Below are 13,313 nucleotides of genomic sequence, written 5' to 3'. Positions count from 1 at the left end.
GAGCGCGCGCCGAATCCCCCGGACTCGCCCGGTCGGAACCTACTGCGCCGACTTCTGGGCGTCGGCGGCCTCCGCGTTCGCCTCGCTGCACACGTCTATCTCGTAGAGGTTCTGTCGCGCGTCGGCGAAGTACACGTCCTCCTCCACGACTCCCAGTTCCTCCAGTCGTTCGAGAGCGTATCGGACCGTTCGGGCCGAGAGCATCGACTCCTCGACGATCTGCTTCTGGGTGAGCGCACCCTTGTATTCGAGCACCTTGAAAACCAGCTTCGCGCTCGGCGGTAGGTCGTCGATGTCCTCTCGCTCGGACTCAGATACCATCGTTACGTTTCGAAACACGCTACTGCCATAAAAGTATTGAGAATGACTGGCACGGGTAAGGCGGTTGACTCGACTCGCGACCGACTCGCTGGCGTTCGGTTGCAGGACGGCCATTCACCCCGATTTCGCCCGGCAATCCTTCTCCACCGGTTTCGCCCGTCTACGCCTTCCTCCGGCGATTTCGCCCAGCTACGCCTTCCTCCGGCGCACGCCGCAATCCGCCGCGACGAGCACCGGAAGACTACGTCCTCCGAGCCTGCGTTCGCTCCGCTCACGCAGACGAAGCGAGGAGCGGACCAAGGAACCTTCGAGGCCGCAGAGAGGCGGCGAAGCCGCCTCTCTCGCGGCCGAGGAGGTGACGCAGGTTTTTGGTCCAGATTTTACCAGCGAAGGGATTGGCGAGCCACCTGCTCGCCAATCCCTGAGTGCAGTAAAAGGTGGTCGCGAAAGGTTGGGTTTTTCAACGCGGGTCCCTGATGCACTCGTATGGCTACCGAACAGGCTTCCGAACGGCGGGCCTCGCACATGCGGGGCGTGACGGTGACGGCCGTCAGCACGCTGGCGGGCGTCGCTGCCGCGCTGGTGTCGGCCGCGGTCCTCGGGACCGCGGCGACCGACACCCTCGCGCTGGCTATCGTGGGCGGGGCCGTCTTCGCCCAGTTGCCGCTCCTCCGAGTGCTGGGCATCGACGTGGAGGACTTCTCGACCAAGGACCACCTCTACGTGCTGTTCATGACCTTCTCGCTCTGGTTCGTGACGTGGACCATCCTGCTGACCAACGGCGTCACCTTCTGAACCATGGCCGACGACAGCATCGCGGTCGTGGACCTAGAGCGGTGTCAGCCCGACCGCTGTAGCTACGAGTGCAAGAACTACTGCCCACCGAACCGGACGGGCAAGGAGTGCATCACGCTCCGGGGCGAGGACACCGAGGAGGGCCAACCCGACCAGATACACATCAGCGAGGAGATCTGTCTGGGCGAGACCTGCGGCATCTGCGTCGAGAAGTGCCCCTTCGACGCCATCGAGATTATCAACCTCCCCCAGGAACTGCAGGACGAACCGGTCCACCGCTACGGCGAGAACGCCTTCTCGCTGTACGGCCTGCCGGTCCCGCTTGAGGGGCAGGTCACCGGCATCCTCGGGCCGAACGGTATCGGGAAGACCACGGCCGTCAAGATTCTGGCGGGCGAACTCGCCCCCAACCTCGGCGACCACGCCGAGCCGCCGGGCTGGGAGGCGGTGCTCGACGCCTATCGCGGCACGGAGCTACAGGACTACCTGCACGCGGTCAAGGACGGCGACGTGAGCGTCTCGCGAAAGCCTCAGTACGTCGACAAGATTCCCGACCGCTTCGACGGACCGACCGCTCAGTTGCTGGAGAACACCGACGAGCGCGGCGTGCTCGACGACCTGCTCTCGCGCCTCGAAATCGAGCACGTCATGGACCAGGACATCGACAGCCTCTCGGGCGGCGAACTCCAGCGCGTGGCGCTCGTAGCGTGTCTCGCTCGGGACGCCGACTTCTACTTCGTCGACGAGATAACGCCGTACCTCGACATCAGCCAGCGCGTGGCGGCCGCGCGCCTGGTCCAAGAGATGGCCGAGGAACAGGGCAAGTCGATGCTGGTCGTCGAGCACGACCTCGCCATCCTCGACCTCGTGGCCGACAACCTCCACGTCGCGTACGGTGAGCCCGGCGCGTACGGCGTCATCACCGACCCGAAATCCGTCCGGAACGGCATCAACGAGTACCTCAAGGGCTATCTCGACAACGAGAACATGCGCATCCGGCCGGAGGCAATCGAGTTCGAGGAGCACGCCCCCCGGCAGGTCACCCGCGCCGACACGCTGGTCGAGTACCCCGACCTCTCGAAGTCCTACGGCGAGGGCGAGTTCGGCCTCGACGTGGAGGGCGGCACGATTCGCGAGAACGAGGTGCTGGGCGTGGTCGGCCCGAACGGCATCGGGAAGTCCACCTTCGCCAAACTGCTGGCGGGGCGCCTCGACCCCGACGAGGGCGAACTCGACTTCCGGCTCGACATCGCGTACAAGCCCCAGTACATCGAAATCGACCAGCCGATGCGGGTCGACGTCTTCATGCGCTCGATTACGGACAAGGTCGGCTCGTCGTACTGGAACACCGAGATCGCCCAGCCGCTCCAACTGGAGCGCATCATGGAGCAGGACCTCACCGACCTCTCGGGCGGCGAGCGCCAGCGGGTCGCCATCGCGGCCTGCCTCTCGAAGTCGGCCGACCTCTACCTGCTCGACGAGCCCAGCGCCTACCTCGACGTCGAACAGCGGGTGCGCGCGACCCGCGCCATCCGGCGGTTCGCCGAACAGCAGGACGCCACCGTGCTGGTCATCGACCACGACATCTACATGATCGACCTGTTGGCCGACCGGCTGATGGTGTTCGACGGCGAACCCGCGGTGCAGGGCCGCGCGAGCAAGCCCAAGGGGATGCGCGAGGGGATGAACGACTTCCTGTCGAACCTCGACATCACCTTCCGGCGCGACGAGAACGTCGGGCGACCCCGCATCAACAAGCCCGGGAGCCAGCTCGACCGCGAGCAGAAAAAGCAGGGCGAGTACTACTACGCGCCCTGACCGGCGTCGGTTCGCCCCGAGTTCCTCTCCCCCGAATCGTTTTCCCCCGAGCCGCCGTACCTCCGGAAGTGATACGTCGCGTTCTGGAGGGGTTCGCCACCGGCCACGAGCGCCGGGCCAAACTGCTGGTCGCCCTCGCGGCGGTCTGTCTCCTCGCGGCGACCGTCGGCGCGCTCTCGGCCCCCGACGGCCCGCGGGTGACCGAAGACGACGAGCGCCCCGAGAACAATACGCTCGTCGGTCTGCAGGGGTACCACGACGAGGGGCGTGCGATAGAGATATCGCCCGACGGCGAGGTCGTCTGGGAGTACGACGAGCCCGACGACGTGTTCGACGTCGAGCGATTGGGTCCCGACCGCGTCCAGCTCTCGACCGCCACCGAGGTCCCCGACGAGGAGTGTCCCCCGCGCTACCGCGACGACGGCTTCGAGAACTGCGTCCGCAACAGTCTCCGAATCGTCGAGCAGTCGAGCGACGAACTCGTGTGGGAGTACGCGTGGTACGACGCGAAGCTCCACGAACACGAGCTCCACGACGCCGACCACTACGTAGTCGGGAGCGAGGACCGCTGGGTGCTGGCCGACATGGGCAACGACCGGGTGTTCGCGGTCAATCGCGAGAAGGAGGTGGTCTGGCAGTGGAACGCGACCGACGACTACGAGAGGCCCGAGGGGATGGGGCCGGAGGGCGACTGGACCCACCTCAACGACGTGGACCGACTCGGTCCCGGCGTCTTCCAGGTCAGCCTCCGGAACTTCGACACCGTTGTCGAACTCCGGATGGACGAGGAGTCGGGGCCCATCCGGGTCCGTCCGGTCGTCGGCCCGGACGACTTCCACGAGCGGGGCGAGGTCCTCCACGAGCAACACAACCCCGACAGGCTGGCCGACGACCACCTGCTGGTCGCCGACAGCGAGCGCGACCGCGTGGTCGAACTCGACGCCGACCGCGAGGTGGTCTGGGAGTTCGGCGGGTCGGGTCGCCTCCAGTGGCCCCGCGACGCCGACCGCCTCCCCGACGGCGACACCCTGATTACGGACTCGTACAACGGCCGCGTGATGGAGGTGAACCCCGAGGGAGAGGTCGTCTGGGCCGTCGAGACCGGCGGTCTGCCATACGAGGCCGACCGGCTCCCGGGCGAGGGCAGCGCCGACCGCCCGACCGCCGACGAGGCCGGACTCGCGGATTCGACCGCCGACGCGTCGGTCATCCGCGAGGACCTCGACTACGCGACCGCGATGGCGCGGTACGCCGTCCCGCCCGGCTGGGGTGGGCAGGTCGCTCCGCTGGCGGTCGCGGCGCTGTCGCTGGTCGGCGCGGCGATAGAGGGACTACGGTCGCGGCGCGAGTAGGACCGACGCGGGAAGGCCCGGGCGGGCTACAGGACCGTGCGCTGACACGACCCGCAGAGGTTCTCCTCCTTCACGTCGACCTCGCGGACGGTCGGCGAGAAGTTCATGACGCATCGCTTGTTGTCGCAGTGCTCCAGTCCCATGGTGTGGCCGATCTCGTGGACGACCTCCTTGCGGACCCGGTCGGAGAATATCTCGCTCGCGCTCCGGTTCGAGAAGCCGCCGTCGCTGGAGGTCTGGAGCCGGTAGGTCGAGATGACGCTGCCCTTGCCGTCGAGGTAGGCCAGACCGAAGACGTAGTTGCGCCGCCGGTAGAACAGGTCCTCGGGCGTGATGGCGATGTTCTTCTCGCCCGACCCCACCCGGCCCGCGAGTTCGATGAACTCCTCGGCGCGGTACTGGTCGCGCTTCTCGTCGTGGGCCCCCGACGGGACCGACTGGGAGTCGTGAATCGTCACGTCGCAGTCGTAGACCGAACGGAGGGCGACCGAGGCCTGTCGCTTGACCTGCGCGGAAACGTCCCCCACGGGGACGACGTCAACGAGCATGCCAAACACTATGCGGGAGCGGCCCATAAACTTCCCGCCGTGGACCCGCGCACCCGCGACGCCCTCGCCGACCGCCTCTCGGGGTTCGAGACGCTCGTCGAGGTCGGAATCGGCCGCCGGACCGACGTGGCGGCGGCGCTCGCCGACGCCGGGAAGACCGTGACCGCGACCGACGTGCACGTCCGCGAGGTGCCCGCGGGCGTGAGGTTCGTCGAGGACGACCTCTGGGACCCCGACCCCGCGGTCTACCGGGACGCCGACGCGATCTACGCGCTGAACCTCCCACCCGAACTCCACGGCCCGGCGCGCGAGGCCGCGCGCCGGGCCGACGCCGCGTTGCTGTTCACGACCCTCGGGGGCGACGGGCCAGCGATTCCGGTCGAACGCGAGACCCTGCCGGGCGAGACGCTGTTCGTCGCGCGGGAGTAGGACTTCGCGTTATCACGGCCGATAACAGAAGTCAGATTGATTATCTTTCCGTCTGGTGTTCGGGGCATGCTCATCATCCCCGGGTTCCTGATAAGCCTCGTGACGTTCCCCGGTGTCGTTGTCCACGAGTTCGCGCACGAGCGACTCTGCGCCAGGTACGACGTTCCGGTGGCCGAGGTCTGCTACTTTCGACTCGGTAATCCGGCCGGATACGTCCTCCACGAGGAGCCCGACCGGTACCGGGACGCGTTCGCGGTCAGCGTCGCGCCGTTCCTGGTGAACACGCTCATTGCGCTCGCGCTGTTCGGCGTGCTGGCGTTGCTGTGGGGCAAGCCCGACGCAAGCGGATTCCACGTCGACCGGTTCGGAATCGCCGGATACGCCCTGCTCTGGCTGGGTGCCAGCGTCGCCATGCACGCGTTTCCGAGCACCGGCGACGCCAAGAACATCTGGGCGCGGACGAAGTCGGAGTGGCGCGAACATCCGGTCGTCCTCCTCGCGCTTCCCGCCGTGTTGGTCATCTACCTCGCGAATCTCCTGAGCATTTTCTGGCTCGACGCGATATACGCGCTCGGCCTGTTGCTGGTCGCCCTGCTCTCGGTCGGGATGCTCCACTGACCGATTCTCTCGCCGTGAGACCGCCACGACGCTTTTGACCGACTCTCCCGATAGCCGAGGCGTGTCGGTCGCGCCCGACCCCGCCGAGATATTCGACCGGGCGGTCGAGGAGGGCGAGCGCCGCCTCGACCAGTCGTTGCTCGAACTCGTCTCGACCAGCTTCATCGCGGGGTTCACCGTCGTCTTCGGCGTCGTGGCGCTCGGCATCGTCGAGGCCGCGGTCGAACCCCGGTTCGGCGAGGTCGCCACGGTCGCGGGAGCGCTCGCGTTCGGTCCCGGCCTCGTGTTCCTCGTCGTGGGGCGCGCCGAACTGTTCAACGAGAACTTCTTCGACCCGGTCGCGACGGCGGTCGCGGCCGACGACTCGTGGCTGGTCGGTCCGCTGGTCCGGCTGTGGACCGTGACCTTCGCGCTCAATCTCCTCGGCGGCGGCCTCCTCGTGGCCGTTCTGTCGGTCGAGGGCGCGCTCCCGACGGGAGCGCCCCACGTACTGGCTCGGACCGCCGAGGAGATCGTCGCCCGGACGGCCGCGGCCGAGTTCGTGAAGGCCATCACCGGGGGCGCGCTCGTCTCCCTGCTGTCGTTCCTCCTGCTCGCGGTCGATAGCGTGGGGAGTCGTATCACCGTCGCGTACATCGTCGGGGTCCTGCTGACGCTCGGTCCCTTCGACCACGTCGTCGTCACGATTCTCCACGTCCTCTTCGGCGCGTTCCTCGGGGCGGACGTGAGCCTCGGCGCGCTGGCCGTGACGACCGCCGTCGTCACGGCCGGGAACCTCGTCGGGGGACTCGGACTGGTCACGCTCAGCCACGTCGCGCAGGTCAGGGGAGCGCGCGAGGACGGCGGGTGAACCGCCGGACCGAACCGCCCGCGCGGTCGCCTCGCCCGCGTCGCAAGACCCTTCAATTCCCGCTGACTACCCCCTCGCATGCACGCAGACGCGGTCGTGCTGGACATCGACGGCGTGGTCGTGGACGTGGCCGACTCCTACCGGCGGGCCATCGTGGAGTCCGTAGCGCGCGTCCACGGAGACACCATCGAGAAGGCCGACATCCAGCGGTTCAAGGACGCGGGCGGGTTCAACAACGACTGGGAACTCACCTACGCCGCGGCGCTGTTCGTCCTCTCGCGCCGGGAGGGGAGTGACCTCGACCTGACGGAGTTCACCGACCGAATCGCCGAGTCGGGCGGCGGTCTCGACGCGGCCGAGGCGGTCGTCGACGACGCGCTCGCGGGCGCGGCCCGCGAGCGCGTGCGGGCGGAGTGGAACCCCAATCGACTCCGCGAGGTCTTCCAGCAGCTCTACCTCGGGGCCGACCTCTACGCCGACCTCGAAGGCGAACCCGCCGACATCGACGCGCCGGGGTTCATCCGCGACGAGCCGGTCATCCTCGAGTCGGCGACCGTCGACGCGCTCGCCGACCGCCCCCTCGGTATCGTGACGGGCAGACCCGCCGACGAGGCCGACATCGCCCAGCGCCGCGCGGGCCTCGACGTGCCCGACGACCGCCGGTTCACGATGGACGACTGGGAGGAGGGCAAGCCCCACCCCCGCGCGCTCGTGACGCTCGCCGAGCGGTTCGACGCCGAGTCGGTCGTCTTCGTCGGCGACACCTTGGACGACGTGAAGACCGCGCGCAACGCCGCGGAGGCCGACCCCGACCGCGAGTACTTCGGCGTCGGCGTGCTGACCGGCGGTCTCACGGGCGAGGAGGGACGCCGGAAGTACGAGGCGGCGGGTGCCGACGCCGTGATCGCGTCGGTCAACGACCTCCCGGACCTGTTGGAGTAGCTTTACGTTTCGGGCGTCGGTACGCCGGGACGTGACGGTGAATCCGGCGTGAACTGGCTCGCAATCGAACGGGGCGCGTGGACGCTTTCCGTCGGCGGCTTCCTCGCGGTCCTGCTCGGCGCGCTCGTCTCGCCCCGACCCGACGGCGTAGGCCCCTACGCCGTCGGGTCGCTGGCGGTCGGCCTCCCGGTCGCCCACTGGTTCGTGGGCAGGCAACTCGGCGACTTCCCAGCCGCGGACGCTGGCCGACTCACCACGTTCTTCCTCGCGCTGTTCGCGGTCTCGTACGTCGGCTTTCTCGCGGTCGAGTTCGCGGTCGCCTCCGGGGGCACCGTCGTCCTGCTGGCGCGAGCGGGCGCGGTGGTGGTCGCACTGTCGGTCTCCCGCCGGGCGGCCACTGCGGGCTACGACCGGTTCCGCGTCGCGCTGTCGGAGTGAGAACGTTTAATCCGCCTCCGCCCCGAACGTCGTGACATGCGAATCGCGATTCTGGGCGGCACCGGCGACATCGGACAGGCGCTCGCGCTCCGGTGGGGGCGCGACACCGACCACGAGCTCCTCGTCGGCTCGCGCGACCCCGAGAAGGCCCGCGGGAAGGCCGAGGAGTACGAGACCGAACTCGACAGCGTCGGCGTCGAGCGGACGGTCAAGGGGTTCGGAAACGAGATGGCGGCCGACCGCGCCGACGTGGTCGTGCTGGCGGTCCCGGCCTACCACGTCCGGGACACCGTCGAGGCCGTCGCCGACCGCATCGAGGACGCCGACGTGCTGATCTCCCCGGCGGTCGGGATGGAGCGCGACGAGGAGGGGTTCCACTACAGGCCCCCGCAGACCGGGAGCGTCACCGAGCTGGTCGCCGACGTCGCGCCGGAGGGCGTTCCCGTGGTCGGGGCCTTCCACAACCTCTCGGCCGACCGGCTCGCGAACCTCTCGGTCGACCTCGACCTCGACACCCTCGTGGTCGGCGACGACGGGGACGCGGTCGACATCGCGGTCCGGCTCGCCGAGGGAATCGAGGGCCTTCGGGCGCTCCCCGCGGGCGGGGCGGCCAACGCCGCCGAGGTCGAGAGTCTGACGCCCCTGCTCATCAACATCGCGATGGAGAACGACGGGATGCACGACGTAGGCGTGAAGTTCGAGTAGGAACCAGCCTTATCAGCGTTCGACGCCTACAAACGCGTCACATGACCAACTGGTACGCGGTCGGAGTCGGCTTCGTCGTCGAACTGCTCGTGGGCGCTATCGGCGTCGTCCTGCCCGGTCTCGGCCAGCTCACCGCGGGCCTGCTCGGCGGGTTCGTCGCGGGCTACCTCGCTGGCGGCGGGTTCGGCCGGGGCGCGTGGCACGGCTTGCTCGCCGGGGCGCTCGGCGGAATCGTCCTCGCGGTGGTGTTCGGTCTCGCGGTCGGCGCGCTCGGCACGGTCGGCCTCGGGCCGCTCGGTCCCCTGCTCGGCGGGAGCGTCTTCCTCGTCGGCGCGGTGCTCGCGCTCGCGATGGGCCTCGAAAGCGCGCTCGCCGGGGCGGTCGGCGGGTGGATCGCAAACGAGTAGGGGAATTTATATCGGGCGAGTTACGACTTCGCGGCGATGGAGTGGGAGACCGACTGGGAGTTACGCGCTCGGATGGGTGCGGTGCTGGTCCTGCTGGTCGGCCTGCTCGGGGCGTTCGCGCTCGCGCTCCACTGGGTGCTGACCGACGCGCTCTCGGTGTTCCTGACCGTGCTACTCGGGGAGGGCGACCGGGTCGTCGTCGGGGACCGACTCGGCGGCGTCCTGCTCGCGGCGCTGTTCGCGGCCGCGGTCGTCTCCGAGGTCGTCCTCAGCGAGAAGCTCACCGGCGAGGACGCCGCAATTCGGTCGGCCGACGACGCCCCCCGCGACCTCCGCAAGCGCCTCGCTCGCCTCGCCCACACCGCCGACGTTCCCGCGCCGAAGCTCGCGGTCGCCGAGACCGACGTGCCGAAGGCGTACACCACCGGCGTCCTGCCCGGCAACGCGACCGTGGTCGTCTCCTCGGGCCTGCTCGATGCGCTCTCGGAGGAACAGGTCGACGCGGTGCTGGCCCACGAACTCGCCCACGTCAAGAACCGCGACGCGAGCGTGATGACCGCGGCGTCGCTGGTCGAGCTGATCGGCGAGTGGTTGCTCGGGTGGTTCAGCCCGCGTTCAATCGACGAGGTCGAGACCGACCGGTACGGCAACCCCCGGGACGACGGTGGTCTCGCCCACGGCAACCCGGTCACCTTCTTCCCGTGGCTGTTCTTCACGGTCGCCGTCCGGCCGGTCGCGTGGGTCTTCTGGTCGGTCGGCCGGGGACTCACCCGACTGCTCTCGCAGTACCGCGAACACGCGGCCGACCGCGGCGCGGTCGCCATCACCGGCTCGCCCGCCGCGCTCGCGTCGGCGCTCGCCGAACTCGACCGCGAGGCACACCGACACCCCGAGACCGACCTCCGGGCCCGCGACCGGGTCCAGTCGGCGTTCTACGTCGTTCCGGTCCCGGAGGCCGAGGACGACGAGTTCGACCCCTCGGCGTACACCGGCTTCGCGGTCAACGGGGGCGAGAAGAACGCCTTCGAGAAACTCGACGAGGCCGCGACCGACACGGTCGCCGACGCCTTCGAGGAGGCCAACGCCGCGACCGACTTCCCGACCCACCCGCCGACCGGCGAGCGAATCGAGCGTCTGCGGGAGATGGACGCGGAAACGCGATAGCGCCCGGAAGCCCAACGGTTTTGCCGATGGCGGCCCAATTTCAGCCCATGGCAGACGCAGAAACCCTGCTCCCGAACGGTCGAATGCGAGAGGGCGCGGTCGCGGGCGACGTGACCCAGATACACCGCGGCGACCAGTACGCCGACGAGGGCGACCGCTTCGAGGTCGAGGACGAGACGTTCGAGGTGGTCGAAGTCCGCGAGCGCACACTCGGCGACCTGACCGACGAGGACGCACAGGCCGAGGGGATGGCCGACTTGGAACAGTACCGCGAGGTGTTGGACCGGGCCCACGAGAACTTCGAGTGGGACGACGACAGCGACGTGGTTCTGCACCGGTTCGAGAAGGTGGCGTAGCCGGGGTGGTCTCGGACGCGTCGGAGCCGACCGCGCGAATTCGTCCCGAGCGCGGAAACACTTTTATCGACCGACATCAAATCCCGACCGTGACGCCTTCGACCGTCCTCTCCGCGAACGGACTCCCGAAGTTTTCGTTGGGACGGTTGACGCTCTCGATATTCGCGGTGACCGGTGTGATACTCGCGCTGGCGGAGTGGGGCGTCGTCCCGCGAGCGGCGCTTTTGGTCGCCACACCGGCCGTTATCGCGACGTTGCTCGTGGACACGTTCCTCTACAACGAGTTTCTGATTCGGACCGGCGCGGGCTTTTGGGTCATCCTCGCCGGGTTCGTGTTCGTTCAGTCGCTCGTCGCCGCCGCCGTCCTCACGCGGCTCTCGCGGTTCTGGTCGAGGGGGAGACCGCGAATCGCTTCCGAGTAGCCGTAACTCCGAGAACGAACAGCACGTCGCAGACCGTCGCTACCGCCGTTCTCGAAGCTCCGAGCGCAGGTCTCCGAGGTCCATCCCCTTCATCGACAGCAGGACCAGCAGGTGGTAGACGATGTCGGCGCTCTCGTGGGCCATCTCCTCGGGGTCGTCGTCTTTCGCCGCCAGAATCAGCTCCGTGGTCTCCTCGCCCAGCTTTTCGAGGACCGCGTTCTCGCCCTTCTCGTGGTCGAACAGCGACGCGGTGTACGAGTCCTCAGGCAGGGTCTCCTTGCGGTCCTCGACGACCGCGAACAGTTCGTCGAGGACGGCGTCGGTGGATTCGACTTCCTCGCTCATGCTCCCAGCTCCGCGACCTCGGTGATGTCCTGTAGCTCGTCGAACTCCTCGCGGTCGCGTCGTCCGGACTCGAAGACGGTCTCGCCGACCTCGATGGGGGCGTTGGTCCGGGCCGCGAGCGCCAGCGAGTCGCTCGGGCGGGCGTCGATCACCGTCTGGCCCCGCGGGGTGTCGACGTGGAGGTCGGCGATGTAGGTGCCCCCCTCCAGCGACGTGACCTCCACGCTGGTGACCCGGCCGCCCAGTTCCTCGACCACGTCGAGCAGGAGGTCGTGGGTCATCGGTCTGCCGATGTCCTCGGCCTCCATGCCGCGAGCGATGCTGACCGCCTCCTCGAAGCCGATGAAGATGGGGAGAACGTCGTCGGCGTCGTCGGGCGCGAGCACGACCACCGGGACCGGGCCCTCCTCGGTCATGGCGACTCGCACCGCGTCGATGTCGGCGTTCATGTCGGCACGGACGGGTGCCAGAAAGAAAAGTCTGCCCTACTGGTCCGAGGCGGAATCGTCGGCTCCCGCCTCCCCCGCGGTCCCCGACTCCTCGACGGCCTCGAACAGGAAGCCGTGCAACCGCGAGTCGTCGGTGAGTTCGGGGTGGAACGAGGTGGCGACGACTGGCCCGTCCCGGACCGCGACCGGGCGGCCGTCCCACTCGGCCAGCACCTCGACGCCCTCGCCGACCGACTCGATGAGGGGCGCGCGGATGAACACCGCGGGGAAGGGGTCGTCGAGCCCGGCCACGTCGAGGGGGGCCTCGAAGCTGTCCTTCTGGCGGCCGAACGCGTTACGTTCGACCGTCACGTCGGCGATGCCCAGCTCGTCGACCCGGTCGTCGCCCGCGTCGGTCGCAGAGACGATGAGGCCCGCGCAGGTCGCCAGCACGGGCTTGCCCGCCGCGGCGTGGGCGCGTATCTCCTCGTCGATGCCCTCCGACCGGAGGAGCCGCGAGATGGCGGTCGATTCGCCGCCCGGGAGCAACAGGAGGTCGCAGTCGGGCACGGTCCCCGCGGTCCGGATTTCCGCGACCTCGACCTCCCGGCCGTGGGCCGCGCCCGCGCGCCTGACGGCGTCGGCGTGCTCGCTCACGTCGCCCTGTACCGCGACGACGCCCGCTCTGAGAGTCATGGGCGCGGGTAGGGAGTCGGGGCGCAAAAAGGGTCCGTCTCGTCGATTCGGCTCGCGCCCTACTTCGCGCCGGTCCGGGACCCGACCCACGTCCCGAGGGTCAGCCCGTAGACGAGGTGGCCGACGTGGAAGACCAGCGACTCGTCGCGGTCGAGGTCCATGCCGAGGACCCGGCCGAGCACGACGCGCTCGCCGAACGCAGAGAGCGCGAGCGCGTAGCCGACGCCTTCGAGCAGGCCGACCAGTTCGCTCCGGGCGGTCCTCTGCCCGCTGGTCGGCGCGTCGGGCCGACTGGCCCGACGCGCCGACGAGGACCCGAGCGCGCCGAAGACCCCGCCGCCGACGGTGCCGTAGAGTAGGTGGAGGGCGAGGGCGGTCACCGGGTGGTCGGCGGGGTCGCCCCCGGCGACGTACCTCGACCAGAACTCCGCGGTCGGCGGCAGCGAGCGGGCTATCGGGAGCCGGTAGCTGGTCATCACGAGCGTGGCGACGAGACCGCCCTTCAGGCCCTCGACGACCGGTCGGCGCTTCGCCCCCCGTTCGGCCGTCGCGCCGGTCGCGTCGGATTTGTCGGTCGCGCCGCTCGCGGAATCGGTCTCGCGGGAACTGAACGGAGAGAGTCGCATGGAGGGACGCCGACCGCGACCCGGTTATCCCTGTCGGCCGGACGCCCCGGGAC

At 69.0% G+C, this 13,313-nt stretch carries 19 protein-coding genes; 13 read left to right on the top strand and 6 right to left on the bottom strand.

Annotation, left to right across the window (positions count from 1 at the left end; genetic code table 11):
- Positions 1-39: 39 nt before the first annotated feature.
- Positions 40-321 (bottom strand): helix-turn-helix transcriptional regulator, encoded by a 282-nt coding sequence (locus NGM10_RS06150; protein WP_253482991.1) that lies wholly within the window; start codon positions 319-321, stop codon positions 40-42.
- Positions 322-807: 486 nt separating this feature from the next.
- Here NGM10_RS06150 and NGM10_RS06145 point away from each other — a divergent pair, with 486 nt between their 5' ends.
- The 3 genes from NGM10_RS06145 to NGM10_RS06135 all read left to right on the top strand — a co-directional run bounded on the left by NGM10_RS06145 (position 808) and on the right by NGM10_RS06135 (position 4,286).
- The gene (locus NGM10_RS06145; protein ID WP_253482988.1) at positions 808-1,116 is read left to right on the top strand and encodes an EMC6-like membrane protein; all 309 of its coding nucleotides are present in this window, start codon (positions 808-810) and stop codon (positions 1,114-1,116) included.
- Between the two features lie 3 nt (positions 1,117-1,119).
- On the top strand, positions 1,120-2,934 hold the full coding sequence (locus NGM10_RS06140; RefSeq protein WP_253482985.1) for a ribosome biogenesis/translation initiation ATPase RLI: 1,815 nt from the start codon (positions 1,120-1,122) through the stop codon (positions 2,932-2,934).
- A gap of 68 nt (positions 2,935-3,002) precedes the next feature.
- Positions 3,003-4,286: a hypothetical protein gene (locus tag NGM10_RS06135; protein ID WP_253482983.1), complete on the top strand. Its 1,284-nt coding sequence runs from the start codon at positions 3,003-3,005 to the stop codon at positions 4,284-4,286.
- 26 nt (positions 4,287-4,312) lie between these two features.
- Here NGM10_RS06135 and NGM10_RS06130 read toward each other — a convergent pair whose 3' ends face one another.
- Positions 4,313-4,834: an archaemetzincin family Zn-dependent metalloprotease gene (locus NGM10_RS06130; protein WP_253482980.1), complete on the bottom strand. Its 522-nt coding sequence runs from the start codon at positions 4,832-4,834 to the stop codon at positions 4,313-4,315.
- Between the two features lie 39 nt (positions 4,835-4,873).
- On the opposite strand from NGM10_RS06130, the gene NGM10_RS06125 reads away from it, so the two are divergent.
- The 10 genes from NGM10_RS06125 (at position 4,874) to NGM10_RS06080 (ending at position 11,165) form a co-directional block, all read left to right on the top strand.
- Positions 4,874-5,263 (top strand): UPF0146 family protein, encoded by a 390-nt coding sequence (locus NGM10_RS06125; protein ID WP_253482978.1) that lies wholly within the window; start codon positions 4,874-4,876, stop codon positions 5,261-5,263.
- Positions 5,264-5,329: 66 nt separating this feature from the next.
- A complete protein-coding gene (locus NGM10_RS06120) occupies positions 5,330-5,881 on the top strand; it encodes a zinc metalloprotease (protein WP_253482976.1) in 552 nt (183 codons plus the stop codon).
- Between the two features lie 61 nt (positions 5,882-5,942).
- Positions 5,943-6,731 carry a formate/nitrite transporter family protein gene (locus NGM10_RS06115; protein WP_253482974.1) on the top strand — a complete coding sequence of 263 codons (789 nt, stop codon included), beginning with the start codon at positions 5,943-5,945 and terminating at the stop codon, positions 6,729-6,731.
- 78 nt (positions 6,732-6,809) lie between these two features.
- A complete protein-coding gene (locus NGM10_RS06110; protein ID WP_253482972.1) occupies positions 6,810-7,673 on the top strand; it encodes a TIGR01548 family HAD-type hydrolase in 864 nt (287 codons plus the stop codon).
- A 48-nt stretch (positions 7,674-7,721) separates the two neighbouring features.
- Positions 7,722-8,111, top strand: coding sequence for a hypothetical protein (locus NGM10_RS06105; RefSeq protein ID WP_253482969.1), 390 nt, complete (start codon positions 7,722-7,724; stop codon positions 8,109-8,111).
- 36 nt (positions 8,112-8,147) lie between these two features.
- Complete coding sequence (gene npdG, locus NGM10_RS06100; protein ID WP_253482967.1) at positions 8,148-8,816, top strand: NADPH-dependent F420 reductase; 669 nt, start codon at positions 8,148-8,150, stop codon at positions 8,814-8,816.
- Between the two features lie 41 nt (positions 8,817-8,857).
- The gene (locus tag NGM10_RS06095) at positions 8,858-9,223 is read left to right on the top strand and encodes a DUF5518 domain-containing protein (protein WP_253482965.1); all 366 of its coding nucleotides are present in this window, start codon (positions 8,858-8,860) and stop codon (positions 9,221-9,223) included.
- Between the two features lie 36 nt (positions 9,224-9,259).
- On the top strand, positions 9,260-10,387 hold the full coding sequence (locus tag NGM10_RS06090; protein WP_253482963.1) for a M48 family metalloprotease: 1,128 nt from the start codon (positions 9,260-9,262) through the stop codon (positions 10,385-10,387).
- Between the two features lie 47 nt (positions 10,388-10,434).
- Positions 10,435-10,743 (top strand): ASCH domain-containing protein, encoded by a 309-nt coding sequence (locus NGM10_RS06085; protein ID WP_253482960.1) that lies wholly within the window; start codon positions 10,435-10,437, stop codon positions 10,741-10,743.
- A gap of 89 nt (positions 10,744-10,832) precedes the next feature.
- Positions 10,833-11,165 carry a hypothetical protein gene (locus tag NGM10_RS06080; RefSeq protein WP_253482957.1) on the top strand — a complete coding sequence of 111 codons (333 nt, stop codon included), beginning with the start codon at positions 10,833-10,835 and terminating at the stop codon, positions 11,163-11,165.
- Positions 11,166-11,204: 39 nt separating this feature from the next.
- Here the strand turns inward: NGM10_RS06080 and hisE are convergent, their stop codons facing one another.
- From hisE to NGM10_RS06060, 4 genes are read right to left on the bottom strand one after another with little or no spacing between them, the layout of a single operon-like run.
- Positions 11,205-11,510, bottom strand: a complete 306-nt coding sequence (hisE, locus tag NGM10_RS06075; RefSeq protein ID WP_253482954.1) for a phosphoribosyl-ATP diphosphatase — start codon at positions 11,508-11,510, stop codon at positions 11,205-11,207.
- Positions 11,507-11,959, bottom strand: a complete 453-nt coding sequence (locus NGM10_RS06070) for a bifunctional nuclease family protein (RefSeq protein WP_253482951.1) — start codon at positions 11,957-11,959, stop codon at positions 11,507-11,509. Before NGM10_RS06070 ends, hisE begins: the two co-directional genes overlap by 4 nt.
- Positions 11,960-11,995: 36 nt before the next feature.
- Positions 11,996-12,634, bottom strand: a complete 639-nt coding sequence (gene pdxT, locus NGM10_RS06065; RefSeq protein WP_253482948.1) for a pyridoxal 5'-phosphate synthase glutaminase subunit PdxT — start codon at positions 12,632-12,634, stop codon at positions 11,996-11,998.
- Positions 12,635-12,693: 59 nt separating this feature from the next.
- Positions 12,694-13,260: a hypothetical protein gene (locus tag NGM10_RS06060; RefSeq protein WP_253482945.1), complete on the bottom strand. Its 567-nt coding sequence runs from the start codon at positions 13,258-13,260 to the stop codon at positions 12,694-12,696.
- Between the last annotated feature and the right edge of the window lie 53 nt (positions 13,261-13,313).

This window comes from Halorussus salilacus (genome assembly GCF_024138125.1).
GTDB classification, from domain to species: Archaea; Halobacteriota; Halobacteria; order Halobacteriales; family Haladaptataceae; genus Halorussus; species Halorussus salilacus.
The sequence above is the reverse complement of the archived record's forward strand: the minus strand, read 5'-3'. Positions and strand labels throughout refer to the sequence as shown.